11 protein-coding genes and 1 pseudogene are annotated in these 13,408 nt (G+C 74.9%); 8 read left to right on the forward strand and 4 right to left on the reverse strand.

The features are described 5' to 3' along the window. Positions 1-27 precede the first annotated feature (27 nt). A complete protein-coding gene (locus ACI79R_RS19230) occupies positions 28-654 on the reverse strand; it encodes a GyrI-like domain-containing protein (protein ID WP_456575269.1) in 627 nt (208 codons plus the stop codon). 597 nt (positions 655-1,251) lie between these two features. Between ACI79R_RS19230 and ACI79R_RS19235 the strand changes: the two genes are divergently transcribed. The 8 genes and pseudogenes from ACI79R_RS19235 to ACI79R_RS19270 all read left to right on the forward strand — a co-directional run bounded on the left by ACI79R_RS19235 (position 1,252) and on the right by ACI79R_RS19270 (position 8,980). Continuing rightward, positions 1,252-2,160 carry an alpha/beta hydrolase gene (locus ACI79R_RS19235; protein WP_456575270.1) on the forward strand — a complete coding sequence of 303 codons (909 nt, stop codon included), beginning with the start codon at positions 1,252-1,254 and terminating at the stop codon, positions 2,158-2,160. Between the two features lie 286 nt (positions 2,161-2,446). Further along, the gene (locus ACI79R_RS19240) at positions 2,447-3,877 is read left to right on the forward strand and encodes an alpha/beta hydrolase (protein ID WP_456575271.1); all 1,431 of its coding nucleotides are present in this window, start codon (positions 2,447-2,449) and stop codon (positions 3,875-3,877) included. A 69-nt stretch (positions 3,878-3,946) separates the two neighbouring features. Continuing rightward, positions 3,947-4,393: pseudogene (locus tag ACI79R_RS19245) on the forward strand (LppA family lipoprotein); the annotation flags it as partial. A gap of 520 nt (positions 4,394-4,913) precedes the next feature. Further along, positions 4,914-5,357: a hypothetical protein gene (locus tag ACI79R_RS19250; RefSeq protein ID WP_456575272.1), complete on the forward strand. Its 444-nt coding sequence runs from the start codon at positions 4,914-4,916 to the stop codon at positions 5,355-5,357. 540 nt (positions 5,358-5,897) lie between these two features. Next, entirely contained in the window at positions 5,898-6,707 is an 810-nt protein-coding gene (locus ACI79R_RS19255) for an ATPase (RefSeq protein ID WP_456575273.1), read from the forward strand. Next, a complete protein-coding gene (gene larB, locus ACI79R_RS19260; RefSeq protein WP_456575274.1) occupies positions 6,704-7,390 on the forward strand; it encodes a nickel pincer cofactor biosynthesis protein LarB in 687 nt (228 codons plus the stop codon). The genes ACI79R_RS19255 and larB overlap by 4 nt, the downstream gene beginning before the upstream one ends. Beyond that, positions 7,387-8,586 carry a nickel pincer cofactor biosynthesis protein LarC gene (gene larC / locus ACI79R_RS19265; RefSeq protein ID WP_456575275.1) on the forward strand — a complete coding sequence of 400 codons (1,200 nt, stop codon included), beginning with the start codon at positions 7,387-7,389 and terminating at the stop codon, positions 8,584-8,586. The genes larB and larC overlap by 4 nt, the downstream gene beginning before the upstream one ends. Positions 8,587-8,590: 4 nt before the next feature. Continuing rightward, positions 8,591-8,980 (forward strand): hypothetical protein, encoded by a 390-nt coding sequence (locus ACI79R_RS19270; RefSeq protein ID WP_456575276.1) that lies wholly within the window; start codon positions 8,591-8,593, stop codon positions 8,978-8,980. A gap of 7 nt (positions 8,981-8,987) precedes the next feature. Here ACI79R_RS19270 and ACI79R_RS19275 read toward each other — a convergent pair whose 3' ends face one another. The 3 genes from ACI79R_RS19275 to uxaC are packed head-to-tail and all read right to left on the reverse strand — an operon-like array spanning position 8,988 to position 13,260. After that, positions 8,988-10,502 carry a gluconokinase gene (locus ACI79R_RS19275; protein ID WP_456575277.1) on the reverse strand — a complete coding sequence of 505 codons (1,515 nt, stop codon included), beginning with the start codon at positions 10,500-10,502 and terminating at the stop codon, positions 8,988-8,990. Then, positions 10,499-11,848 carry a mannitol dehydrogenase family protein gene (locus ACI79R_RS19280; RefSeq protein WP_456575278.1) on the reverse strand — a complete coding sequence of 450 codons (1,350 nt, stop codon included), beginning with the start codon at positions 11,846-11,848 and terminating at the stop codon, positions 10,499-10,501. Before ACI79R_RS19280 ends, ACI79R_RS19275 begins: the two co-directional genes overlap by 4 nt. Next, positions 11,845-13,260 (reverse strand): glucuronate isomerase, encoded by a 1,416-nt coding sequence (uxaC, locus tag ACI79R_RS19285; RefSeq protein WP_456575279.1) that lies wholly within the window; start codon positions 13,258-13,260, stop codon positions 11,845-11,847. The genes ACI79R_RS19280 and uxaC overlap by 4 nt, the downstream gene beginning before the upstream one ends. Positions 13,261-13,408: the final 148 nt, after the last annotated feature.

The raw sequence follows: 13,408 nt of genomic DNA on the forward strand, positions 1-13,408 counted from the left end.
CCCGGCCGGACGACGGGGCCCCTCGTCTCAACGCTGCGGGGGCGCCGGACGTTCCGCCGGGGCGACCGGTTGGCGCAGGATCGTGCGCTGCTTCTCGGGCGCGGTCCTCCGGAAGTCGCTCAGGTAGATCTCGTGGTGGGTGCCGGCCAGGCGCAGGCCCTGTCCGGGGACGACGTCCTCGTGCAGGTGCCGGAGCACCGCCGTCTCGTCGTCGAAGGAGCCGACGTGCAGCGTCTGCACGCAGCGGCCCTCGGCCAGCGTCTCCAGGCGCGGGGTCCGCGCCGGGGCCTTCCTCGCGATGGCCGTCTCGACCATCTCGCCGGGGATCCAGGCCGGGACCATGAGCAGCAGCGTCCAGCTCCACCGCGACTTGTCGCGCGCGGTGGTGAATGTGCTCATGTCCTCGGCCCACCAGAGGCCCTCGAGCGGCGGGACGACGTAGTCGCGGCCGAGGTCGTCCCTGCTGGCGAACTTGACCGCGTAGGCGACCGGGTAGAGCGACTCGACCGCCTCGGCGAAGGCCGGTGCGGTGTTCGGGTCGCCCTGGCCGTCGAGCATCAGGTGCCGGGTGTCCGGCACGTCGAGGACGCGGAACTCGCCCCGCTTCGCCCGGTAGGCGTCGAGGGTCCTCCGGAAGTCGACCTTGTCGGGCACGGGGGCATCCTGCCGCTCAGGAGCAGCCGCAGAGCCCCCGCTCGCGCGGGGCGACGCCGCACGCGGGGCAGGTCTCGGGGACCCGGACCACCCGCCGCGGCCGTGGCGGCGGTGCCGGCCCGGGCGCCGGCTGAGGGCGGGGGCGGCCGAGGTCGCGGGGGAGCAGCCGGGACTCGCGCTGCCCGAGGGTGCACCTGCACGCGCTCGGCCGGCGCCACGCTGCGGGGAGCCGGCGCCCGTCGCTCGACCGGTAGCCGCAATCGCGCTTCTGGCTCCTGACGCCGTGGCGGCAGGCCGTTCACCTTCCGCAGGGCGTCGATGTCCTGGGCGCGGCCACCGCCGGCAAGCGGCTCGTCGGGGAACTCCGGGGGCAGCTCGGCGAACGGGGTGAACTCGACGACCTCGTCGTCCGCGGCGTCGCCGAACGAGCCGTCCTGCCGGTCGGCGAACCAGTCGTCGATGCTCATCGGTGTCCCTTGTCTCCCGGTCCCGGGCCCACGGTGACACGCGGCCGGCGGGGGGCTGTGGACCGACAGGCACCCCTGCACGACCGACGGGGTGGCTGACTTCTGCGCCCGGGTCGGTTAGGCAGGTCGCGTGGACGTCGGACCGCACCGCCTGATCCGGTCCGACCTCGCCGGGCACGTGCCGGAGGCGCGGGCGTTCTACGCGGCGCGGGGGGAGCGGCGCGGGCCGGCCTCGCTGCCGGAGCTGCTGGCTGCACGGGCCGCGCTGCCTCCTCTCCCGCCGGCCGACGAGCACGTCGTCGACGCGGGCGGGCGGCGGAGCCCGCTGCGGATCGCCGTGCCGTCGAGCGGCGAGGTCCGGGGCGTGTGCCTGGAGATCCCCGGCGGCGGCTTCTACCTGGGGCGGACGCCGAGCCAGGACGCGCGCGACGCGGCACTGGCCGAGGCGCTCGGCATCGCCGTGGTCGGCGTCGACCACCGGCTGGCGCCGGAGGACCCGTGGCCGGCCGCGCCGGACGACTGCGCGGCGGCCGCGCGCTGGCTGGTCGAGCACGCGGAGCAGCGGTTCGGCACGACCCGTCTGGCGATCGGCGGTACCTCGGCCGGCGCGACGCTGGCGATGACGACGCTGCTCCGGCTGCGGGACGCCGGGCTCGCGGATGCGTTCGCCGGTGCGGTGCTGCAGTTCGGCACCTACGACCTGAGCGGCACGACGCCCGCGGGCCGGCGGATCGCCGACGAGTACTTCCTCGAGGCCTACGTCGGGCACGTGGCCGACCGGACGCTGCCCGACGTCTCGCCGGTGTTCGGGGACCTGGGCGGCCTGCCGCCGGTGCTCGTGGTGGTCGGGGCGCTGGACGTGCTGCTGGAGGACAACCTCGCCATGGCGGCGCGGCTGGTGGCGGCGGGGGTGGCCGTCGACCTGCGGGTGTATCCGGAGTCGCCGCACGGCTTCACCGGGCACCCGACCGGGATGGCCGAGGCGGCGCTGGGGGAGCGGGACGCCTGGCTGGCCGCGCGGTTACGTGCGATTGCCTGACCAGCGTCGATGGATGGGCGTCGTGGTCACCCCGGACTCGGGGGCAACTGCCGATGCACCGCCAGGCCGAGGACGTCGGGGGCGACACCGGTAGCGGGGAGCCCGATCACTCGTGCCGATACGTGGTGGGGCGGGAGGGGCGGGCGGAGCGGGACACGACGGGCTCACGTCGACCTCACCGGGACGCGGGCTGATCAGACATACCGTTCGGCCGCAGGAGCAGGACGGCATCTCGCGGTAGCCGGAGGCCGTCGTCGGAAGAGGGGCACGCGTGACTGTGATCGGGATGGACGTCGAGGCCGTGCGTGGTCTCGCCCGTCTCATGCTCCAGAGTGGGAGCGAGCTGGAGTCGGTGCAGGGCGTGGTGCGGTCGGCTCTGCTCTCGGTGTCCTGGCGTGGGCATGACGCGGACGCCTTCCAGCAGGTCTGGGAGCAGCGGCACGGGCCGGTGCTGTCGGCCGCGGCCGCAGGGCTGTACGAGGTGTCGCAGCGGCTGGAGAGCGAGGCCGCCGAGCAGGTGGCCGCCAGCGAGTCCGACGGTCGAGGTGGCCCGGCCGGACCGGGCGGCACCTCGGCGGGTCCCGGCCCCGGACGTCCGCCGTCAGGAGGCAGTCCGGCGGACAACGCGGCCTGGTGGGGCTCGCTGTCGCCCATGGACCGGGCACAGCTGCTCCGTGACCATCCCGAGTGGTTGGGCCGGCTCGACGGCCTTCCTGCTGCCGTGCGTGACGACGCGAACAGGGCCTGGCTGGGGGACGAGCGCGCGCGACTGGAGGCCCAACGTGACCGCCTGCGCGCCGACCTCGCCGACAACCGATTCGGCGGATGGTTCACGAACGCCGATGCGGCACTGGAGAACACGGAGGCGAAGCTCGAGGCCCTGGATCGCATCGAGTACGTCCTCAAGCAGGACAACCGTCAACTGCTCGTGCTGGACACCCGGGGCGACCTGGTGCGAGCGGCGATCGCCGTCGGCGACGTGGACACGGCTGACCACGTGGCCGTCTTCACGCCCGGCTTCACCAGCAACGTGCAGGACAGCCTGGAGCGCTACGACCGCGACATGGACCGTCTCCAGCAGCGCACGCTCGACGAGCTCGACCGCGCGGGTCGTGACGAGACGGTGGCGACCGTGGCATGGCTCGGGTACGCGGCCCCCCAGGCCGGCTGGGACCTCGTGAACCCTGACCGGTCGGTGGCGAACGACAACGCCGCGCGCGAGGGCGGCCAGGACCTGGCGACCTTCCTCGACGGCATCAACGCGTCACGGCCTTCGGATCCGCACCTGACGGCCCTGGGGCACTCCTACGGCTCGACGACCACGGGCTTCGGCCTCCAGGAGGCCAGCGGGGTCGACGACGCCGTCTTCTTCGGATCACCCGGGCTCAGCGTGAACGACGTGGACGACCTCAACGTGCCGTCCGGTCACGTGCACGTGATCGAGGCTCGACGCGACCCGGTAGCCGACGCCGGTCACTTCGGTACGGACCCGAACCTGCTCCCGGGGCAGGTGCCCCTGTCGGCGCGAGAGACGGTGCTACCGGACGGACGGCGGCTGACCGAGTCGGTGGGCCACAGCGAGTACGTCAGGCCGGGCACCACCAGCCAGTACAACATCGCCGTGGTCGTCGGCGGCATGCCCGACCGGCAGGTCGTCGGCACCGGCTTCGGTGCCGGTGATGTCCTGGTGCCGGGTCTGCGAAGCGGGCTCCCGTGACGGTCGGGTGGCGTCCCGTCGTCGCGGTGCGCGGTCCCGACCGCCCGTCCCGCATGCACCGCCGGTCAGGAGGATCTCGGAATGTCCGACGCTGAACAGCCCAGCACGCCGTCGATCCAGGAGATCGCCGCTCGTTACGAGCGAGCCCGGGCGGAGGCGCAGCGGGCGGTCGACGACCGCCTCGGTCCGCGCTCGTGGGAGCGGAGCAGCGAACTCCATCGCGCCCTGTGCCCGGGGAACGAGGAGCCCCGGCTCGTCGAGTGGGGACTGCCGCGCCTCACGGCGGCGGGTGGGATCGCGGACGCGGACTGGCTCGACGCCGTCCACGCCGTCCGGACGGTGCTCGAGCGCTACGGGTTCGCGCCGCCGGAGACGGTGGTCGATCGGCCGGGTGACCACGAGGTGCAATTCCGCGACGGGTACGGCGCCGTGCTGCTGTTCGGGGCGTACGTGAACACCATCCTGTCGGTACGGACCGGCTGCCACCCGGACGCGGCGGAAGAGGTCGGTTCGTAGGTCGAGGGACGGGAAACGGTCGGTCAGCGCGTGGAGCGGGTGACGGGAATCGAACCCGCATGGCCAGCTTGGAAGGCTTGGCCCTCGAGGCGCCAATTCGGTGGTCAGCGCCTGCTCAGGCCGACGCCGTGCCTTCCGCGTGCCTTGGCGGTTGCCCCCGCACCCGGCCGCCTCAGTCGATCGTCGAGCCCGGCACCTCGTGGAACTGCATGATGGGGTCCCCCGTGACCCAGTGGGGGGGGATCTCGAGAAACCGCTGCGTGTGGTCGTGGCTCATGTGTGCCTCCAGGGCCGCGCGGTCGCTCCAGACCTCGCGAACGAGTAGGCCAGGCAGCCACGGTCGCCGCGAGTGGCCGCGGCGACCGTCCGGGCCGCTTTGACGAGTTCGTCCCGTGTAGCCGGGGGCGGCGGTGCCCGGCGCGCCAGAGTAAGCTCCGCCGCGCCCTACCTGCATTTCGCCAGCCGCAGCCCGCTGCTGTCCGCGGCGGCCACCGCGGCTGGCCGGCGGCTGTCTGAGCAGATGGCGGAGGCGGTCGAGAAGGAACGGGTCTCCCGCGCCGGGGACGACGACCCGGTCACCCAGGCGGTGGAGGCGCTGGCCACCCTCGCCGCCGTCTACGTCCGCTACACCCTGGCCCACGGCGCGGCGTTCGAGCTGATCCTCGCCGACGAGCTGCAGGACGTCCCCGACGAGGAGCGCCGCGACGTCACCCGGGCGCTGTTCGACCAGCTGCTGTGGCCGGCGATCACGATCACCGGCGACGTGATGGCGGCCAATCCGCTGCTGCGCAGCTTCACCGCCATCGTGCACGGCTACGCCTACCTCCCGCGCGGCGGCTTCACCCGCGGCTTTCCCCTCGACATGCGCGGCTTCCCCACCGAGACCGATCTCGTCGCCGCCGAGGCCGCCCGCACCGTGCGCACACTCGCCCGCGCGGCGGCCGGGCGAGAGCTCAACGCCTGATGCCTGATATTGCGGACGGCGGGCCTCGCGAACAGCGCCCGCCTTCCGCGGCAGGAGGGCTGCCGCTGCGTCGCCCGCTGGCAGTCCTCGTCCGGCAGTAGCTCGAGCCAGGTGGTGGAAGCGAGGTAAGGCGCATCTATGCGGACGTACTTGGCCTAGCGGCTGCCGCTGAGGGAGGGGCTCATGGTTGAGCCGGTGACTCCTTGGAAGTTGCTGCCGTGACCTGACCCGGTTCTTCTGGACTGCTGCGCTTGCCGTACCAGGCCCGCCCGGGCCGAGCCGGTGGAGACTGATTAGACCGAGCTCAACGCAGTCATCACGCAGGCGTTCGCGCCTTGGATCCACCAGTTGGAACTGCTGCAGACGATCCCCGGGGTGGGAGAGAGAAGGTTGCCGAGGTGATCATCGCCGAGGTCGGCGGGGACGTGTCGGCGTCGTCCGGTGCCCGGCAACATCCGGCAAGCGGTTGCCGCGGCATGCCCGCTCGGGTGGGATGCGGGGGGCGGCCGTTCCGGCCGGCCGCCGGAGCGAGGGATGGACATGAGGCCGCAGCTGCTGAATTGGCTCGCCCGTCTGCCTGCCCGCGCCATCGCCTGCAGCGGCGGCGTGGACAGTCTCACGCTGGCGACGCTGGCTCACCGTGAATCACCGGCCACCACCTTGGTGGTGCACAGCATCACCCCGGCCGTCCCCGCCGCCGCCACCGCTCGCGTCCTCCGGTTGGCCGCGGAGCAGAGATGGGACCTGAGGACGGTCCGCTCGAAGGAGTTCGAGGACGAGCGGTACCTGGCCAACCCGCGCGACCGCTGCTACGTCTGTAAGTCCCATCTGTACGAGGCGATCCACGACCTGGTCGGGGTGCTCGGGGGTACGCACACGCCGCTGAGCGGCGCCAATGTCGACGACCTGGGGGAGTTCCGCCCGGGCCTGCGGGCCGCGGCCGAGGCGGGGGTCCGTCACCCCTATGTCGAAGTCGGCGCCACCAAGGCAGATGTGCGTGCCCTCGCCCGCGACCTCGGGCTCGACTGCGCCGAACTCCCTGCCTCGCCGTGCCTGGCTAGCCGGCTCTACACGGGTACGCCGGTGACCGCGGTCCGGCTGCGTGCCGTGGAGGTGGGCGAGGCCCTGCTGACGGCACGCACCGGCGTCACGGTGGTCCGGTGCCGACTGCGCGGGGACCACGTCAGCATCGAGGTGCCCTCGGTCGACCGGACACGAGTGACGCGGGCGCTGGTCGCCGAGGTCCTCGCGGCGATGCGTGCCGTCGACCCGGCGATCCGGACGGCGGATCTCGACGAGCAGCCCTACCGGCCGGGTCGAGCCTTCACGCTCACCCCAGTGGCACGTTGAGCGACCCTGGTTTCGTCGACCTCGGCTTCGCCCGCGTCGACACCGATCGACTGCAGCGCACCGGCCATCCGGAAGTGGTCTACGGCGCCGGCAAGACGGCCGACGAGGTGGTGGCCATCGTCGGGACCCTGCGGATGGCGGCGCCCGAGCGCCCCGCCCTCGTCACGCGCGCCACCCCGGACACCGTCGCTGCGTTGTCCGCGCGTTGGCCGGACCTGCTGGTCGATCGCGGGACCGTCGTGGTCGGACCCCTCCCGCCGCCGGCCGGGGTGGTGGCGGTGGTCAGCGCCGGGACGTCTGACGAACCGGTGGCGGCGGAGGCGGCGGCGACGATCCGCGCCCACGGCGCGGGCGTCGCCCGGGTGACCGATGTCGGCGTCGCGGGACTGCACCGCGTCCTTGCCGCCCGCCAGGTGCTCGCCGACGCCGACGTCGTCGTCGTCGTGGCGGGCATGGAGGGCGCGCTGCCCAGCGTCGTCGGCGGCCTGGTGGGAACGCCGGTGATCGCCGTCCCCACCAGCGTCGGTTACGGCGCGAGCTTCGGCGGGCTGTCAGCGCTGCTTGGCATGCTGAACTCCTGCGCGCCCGGGGTGGTGGTCTGCAACATCGACAACGGCTTCGGCGCCGGGGTGTTCGCCGCTCGCGTCGCCCGGAGCATCGCCGCCGGCCGGACCGCACGGTGACCCGGGTCGGGTGGCTCGACCTCAGCAGCGGCGTGTCCGGGGACATGCTGCTGGGGGCGCTGGTCGGCGCCGGGGTGCCGCTGGAGACGCTCACCGCGGCGCTCGACCCCCTCGACCTGCCGATCGCCCTGCGCGCCGAGCAGATCCGCCGGGCCGGGCTGGCCGCCATCCGGGTGCACGTCGACGCCCCGGAGGAGGGACAGCCGCACCGCACCTGGGCCGACGTCCGGGGCCTGCTCGTCCGGCTGCCGGAGCCGCTGCGGTCCTCGGCGTCGGCGGTGTTCGCCGCGCTGGCGCGGGCCGAGGCGGCCGTGCACGGCGTCCCCGCCGACGACGTGCACTTCCACGAGGTCGGCGCGCTCGACGCGGTCGCCGACGTGGTCGGTGTGTGCGCCGGGTTTGCCGCGCTCGGCCTCGACCGGCTGGTGGTGTCGCCGGTGGCGCTGGGCGGCGGGTCCGTCCGCACGGCGCACGGGCGGCTGCCGGTGCCGGGCCCGGCGGTGCTGGCGCTGCTGGCCGGCACGGACCTGCCGGCCCGGGGCGGCCCGGACGACGAGGAGCTCGCGACGCCGACCGGGGTGGCGCTGGTGACGACGCTCGCCACGGCGTCCGGGCACCTGCCGCTGCTGCAGGCGCCGGTGACCGGGACCGGTGCCGGTGGCCGGGACCCGCACTCCCGCCCCAACGTGGTGCGCCTGGTCGTGGGGGAGGTGCCGGGGGACGGGGGGGCCGAGGCCCTCGTCCAGCTCGAGGCGAACGTCGACGACCTCGACCCCCGGGCGTGGCCGGCCGTCATCGGCGCCCTGCTGGCGGCGGGGGCGCGGGACGCCTGGCTGACCCCGGTCCTGATGAAGAAGGGCCGGCCCGCGCACGTTGTCAGCGCCCTCGTCGACCCCGCCGGCCTGGCCGCCGTCCGCGGCACGCTGCTGCGCGAGACGACCACCCTCGGCGTCCGCGAGACCGTCGTCGCCCGGCACACGTTGACCCGCGCCTTCCGGACCGTCGACCTTGATGGCCAGCCCGTCGCGGTCAAGCTCGGTCTCGCCCACGACGGGCGCGTGGTCAACGCCATGCCCGAGTGGGAGGACGTCGTCCGCGCGGCCACGGCGCTGGACCGTCCCGTGAAGCTGGTCCTGGCTCAGGCCCTCGGTCTCGCCGAGCGCGTGAGCCGCGGGCCGGCGCCTCCGGGAGACTGAGCGGGTGAGCACTCCTGATCCCGTGCGGGACCTCGTCACCCGCGCCGGGGAGCTCGCCGCGCAGCAGCGGATTCAGGAAGCCCTCACACTGCTGGAGTCCTGCGACGACGTCCGGGCCGACCTCACCTACCACCGGGCGTGGGCGCACGACCGGCTCGGCCACGACGACGACGCCGTCCGGCTCTACTGCGACGCGCTCCGCCGCGACGCGGAGGCCGGGGCGGGGCGGCTGACCCCCGACGAGCACCTGGGTGCCCATCTCGGGCTGGCGATGGTCCTGGTCCGGCGGGGCGAGCGGGACCACGCCCGGGACGTGGTCCGCGGCGCCGAGCGGAGCCATCCCGGCTCCGCGCAGGTGGCGGCGCTGCGGCTGCTCGTCGGCGACGACGCCTGAGCGGGACTCACCGGCGGCCGGCGTGCAGGCCGGCCACCGCGGCGTACCGGCCGAGGACCTCGGGGACCGCCTGACGCAGGCGCGCGAACGCGGCCACGTCGGCGGCCGCCACCGGGTGCGGCGCGGCGGAGGCCGGGCCAGCGCCGAGGACGGCGGCCGCGTCCGCAAGGCGGTCGGCGCGGCCGAGGGCGAGCCAGCCCAGGGCGGCGGCGCCCAGCGCGCTACCGCCGGCGTCGTCGGTGACGACGACCGGCCGGCCGATCGCCGCGGCGACCGCCGACCGCCACAGCGGCGACCGGAACGCCCCGCCGGTGGCCCGGACCTCCCGGACCGGCTCGACGCCGTCGAGCAGGTCGACCACCGCGGCCAGCTGCAGGGCGACGCCTTCCACGGCCGCGCGCACGAGGTGTCCTCGGCCGTGCCGGCGCTGCAGGCCCAGGTAGGCACCGGGCACGTCCGGATCCCACAACGGCGCCCGCTCCGCGACGAGGTAGGGCAGCATCACCAGCCCCTCGCTGCCCGCGGGCACCGCGGCGGCCAGCTCCAGGAGCGCAGCCTCGCTCGAGGCGGCGAGGTCGGGCGCCAGTGCCCGTCCCGCCCAGTCGACCACGTGGGCGCCGTTGCTGATCGCCCCACCGACCACCCACGCGTCCGGCGTGAGGGCGTAGCAGAACAGCCTGCCGTCGGGGTCGGTGCGGGGTCGGTCGACGACCATGCGGACCGCGCCGCTGGTGCCCAGGGACAGCCCGGCGGTACCCGGCGACAGCGCGCCGGTGCCGAGATTGCCCAGCGGCCCGTCGGCGGCGCCGGCCACCACGGGCGTGCCCGCGGGCAGGCCGACCCGCGCCGCCGGAGCGGTGGCGAGCTCCAGCAGCGCCGTGGGGGAGAGGACCTCGGGCAGCCGCCCGGCCGCCACGCCGGCGTGGGAGAGTGCCAGCGGCGACCATTCCGCCGTGGCCAGGTCGAGCAGGCCGGTGGCCGAGGCGGAGGAGAGCTCGGTGACCAGCCGCCCGGTCAGCTCCAGCAGCACGAGGTCCTTGAGGCCCACCCACCAGCGCGCCCGCGCGAATGTGTCCGGGTCCGAGAGGCGGAACCACACCAGCTTGATCAGCGGCGACATGGGGTGGACCGGCGTCCCGGTGATCCGGTGCAGGTCGCGCGCGGACCCGTCCGCGCGCAGCGCCCGGGCCTGGACGGTGGCCCGCGAGTCGGCCCAGGTGAGCAGCGGGGTGAGCGGCCGGCGGTCGGCGTCGAGCGCCAGCAGCCCGTGCATCGCGGTGCTGACCGACACGGCCAGCACCCGCGCGCCACCGCACGCGGCGACGCACTCGGCGAGCGCGGCGAGGGTCGCGTCCAGGACGGCGGCCGGGTCCTGCACCTGGTGACCGGGTGCCGGCTGCAGCAGCGGGTAGCCGCGGAGCGCGGACGCCCGCCACGGCGAGGCCGGGTCGAACGCGACCGCCTTGACCGCCGTCGTCCCGACGTCGAGGCCGATGACGACCTCGGCCGGCGCTCCCGTCACCGTCGTCCGGACAGCTCGGCGCACCGCGAGCGGACCGCGGCGACCAAGGCAGCATCGTCGCCCAGGCCGGCGTCCAGCGCCGCGAGCACCGCGGCCGGCTCCGCGGCGAGCGGCTGCAGGTCCGCGGCGCGGAGGTCGCGCACCGGGGCGCCCGCGCCGCGCAGGTGCAGCACCCAGGCGGCCAGCACGGTGACCGCGACGTCGGGCAGCCGGCCGGCGGCCCGCTCCGCGCGCAGCACGGGCAGCAGCCGGACGGGCAGCTTCTGCGAGCCGTCGGTGGCGATCTGGACGAGCGCGTGTCTCATTCGGGGGTTGGCGAAGCGCTTCACCAGCGCGGCGCAGTACGCCGCCGCCTCCTCCGGGCCCACCGCCAGGTGCGGGGTGCACAGCGCCCACCACTGCCGCAGCAGGGTGAGGACGGCCTCGTCGGCCACCGCCTCGTCGACGGTCGTGTGCCCGCGCAGGGAGCCGGCGTAGGCCAGCAGGGAGTGCCCGCCGTTGAGCAGCCACAGCTTGCGCTGCTCGAACGGCGCGACGTCGTCGGTGAACACGGCGCCGGCGGTCTCCCACGCCGGGCGGCCACCGGGGAAGTCCCCGGACACGACCCACTCGCTGAACGGCTCGGTGACCACGGGCGCGGCGTCGTTGACGCCGGTGGCGGCCAGCACGGCCGCGCGGTCGGCGCCGGTGGGCTGCGGGGTGATCCGGTCGACCATCGTCGTGGCGGTGGCGACGTGCGCGTCCAGCCAGCCGAGAAGTCCCGGGTCCACGGCGTCGGCGAGGTCGCGGAGCACGCCGGCGAGCACGGCGCCGTTGTCGGGCAGGTTGTCGCAGGGCACGAGCGTGACCGGACCGGCGTCGGCGGCGCGGCGAGCGGCCAGGCCGGCCAGGATCCGGGCGGGAGCCGTGGCCACCGCGGCCTGCGGGTCGGCGCGCAGGGTGACGACGTCGGCGACGACCGGAGGCGCGTCGAGGTCTAGGCCGCCGCCGGGTCGGCGGAGGTAGCCGGCCTCGGTGACGGTCGTCGTCAGGACCCGCACGTCCGGCGAGGCGACGGCGGACAGCCACGCGGCGTGGTCCCCGCCCGGCACCGCGCGGGCCAGCGAGCCGACCACCTCGTGGTCGTCGCCATCGGCCCGGCGGGTGACGAGGGTGAACAGCCCATCCTGGCCGGCGAGGGCGTCCGCGAGGTCGGGGCGGCGCCCGGTGAACGCGGCGATGCCCCACTCAGCGCCGTCGGCCGCGCGGCCGGTGTACCAGGCCTGGTGGGCGCGCGAGAAGGCGCCGAGACCGAGGTGGACCACCCGTACCGGCGGGGCCGGTGTGGTCCGGTGCAGGCGGGTCACAGCTTGAAGACCTCGCGGGGCCGGCCGACCACGAGGTCGACGGCGATTTCCGCGGCCTCGTCCTCGTCGAGCACGTGCTCGGCGACCAGGCCGGCCAGGTGCCCGCAGTCCAGTCGCCGGGACATGTCATGGCGCGCGGGGATCGAGCAGAAGGCCCGGGTGTCGTCGATGAAGCCGGAGGTGCGGCGGAAGCCGGCGGACTCGGTGACGGCGCGACGGAATCGGCGGACCGCCTCCGGGGCGTCCAGGAACCACCACGGGGCGCCGACGTAGACCGACGGGTAGAAGCCGGCGAGCGGGCCGAGCTCCCGGGAGAACACCGTCTCGTCCAGCGTGAACAGCACCAGGTGCAGGCCCGGGTGCGTGCCGAAGCGCTCCAGCAGCGGGCGCAGCGGGTCGGTGAACTCCGTGCGCAGCGGGATGTCGTGGCCGGTGTCGGGGCCGTGGGCGCGCAGCGTGGGAGAGTGGTGGTTGCGGCGCACGCCGGGGTGGATGGTCATGACCAGCCCGTCGTCGCAGGACATCCGGGCCATCTCCAGCAACATGTGCCGGCGTAGGGCGACGCACTCCTGCGGTGTCGCGCGGCCCGCCAAGGCGGCGGCGTAGACGCGCTCGGCCTCGACGGCCTCCAGCGGTGCGGTGCCGACGTCCTCGTGGCTGTGGTCGGCCGAGGTCGCCCCGTGCGCCCGGAAGACCTCCCGCCGCCGTTCCATCGCCACGACCCACCCGCCGTAGCTGCCGGTGTCGGTACCGCTGACCTCGCCGAGGCGGGCGACGGCGTCCCGCCACCCCGGTGCCGCGGGCTCGAGGTAGCGGTCGGGGCGGAAGGTCGGGACCACCCGCCCGCCGAAGGACGGGTCGGCCGCGAGCCGCGCGTGGGCCGCCAGGTCGTCGCACGGGTCGTCGGTGGTGGCGAGGAACTCGATCCGGAAACGCTCGAAGAGCGCGCGCGGCCGGTAGGCGTCCTTGCCCAGCCGCTCGGCGATCTGGTCGTAGACGTCGTCCGCCGTCGCCGCCGATGGGCGGACCCCGATGTCGAACAGGTCGGCGAGCTCGGATTCGAGCCAGTAGCGGGTGGGCGTTCCAGCGAGCACGTCCCAGCGCTCGCACAGCCGGCGCCATACCGCCCGCGCCTCGGCCTCGGGCAGCGGACCGCGGCCGACGCCGAGCTCCGCGAGCGGAACCCCGCTCGCGTGCAGCAGCCGGGTCACGTAGTGGTCGGGCGTCACGAACAGCGCCGCGGGATCGCTGAACGGGACGTCGTCGGCGAGCATCCGGGGATCCACGTGGCCGTGCGGCGACAGGATGGGCAGGTCTCGCACTGCGTCGTACAGCCGGCGCGCGATCGAGCGGACTCCGGGCTCCACGGGCAGGAGCCGGTCGGGGTGCCGGGCGAGGGCGGGGGTGGCCATACCGGCCATGCTCGGTGTCACCCAGATCACGCGGCAATCGGTTGCCAGCAATTGCCGCCGCCTCCTGCGGCACCGCGCCTCGGCGCGCCGCAGCGGTTGCCATCTGTTCCCGCGGGCCCTTGCCGCCGGGGAGCGGGTCGACGGATCG

This window comes from Blastococcus sp. SYSU D00820, from assembly GCF_054050695.1.

What these genes read in the sequence shown, in the direction of transcription:
- ACI79R_RS19240 (WP_456575271.1), top strand. Translation starts at nt 2,447, where the DNA reads ATGGACGTCGAGGCCGTGCGTGGTCTCGCCCGTCTCATGCTCCAGAGT.
- uxaC (WP_456575279.1), bottom strand. Translation starts at nt 13,260, where the DNA reads ATGGCCACCCCCGCCCTCGCCCGGCACCCCGACCGGCTCCTGCCCGTG.
- ACI79R_RS19250 (WP_456575272.1), top strand. Translation starts at nt 4,914, where the DNA reads ATGGCGGAGGCGGTCGAGAAGGAACGGGTCTCCCGCGCCGGGGACGAC.
- ACI79R_RS19255 (WP_456575273.1), top strand. Translation starts at nt 5,898, where the DNA reads ATGAGGCCGCAGCTGCTGAATTGGCTCGCCCGTCTGCCTGCCCGCGCC.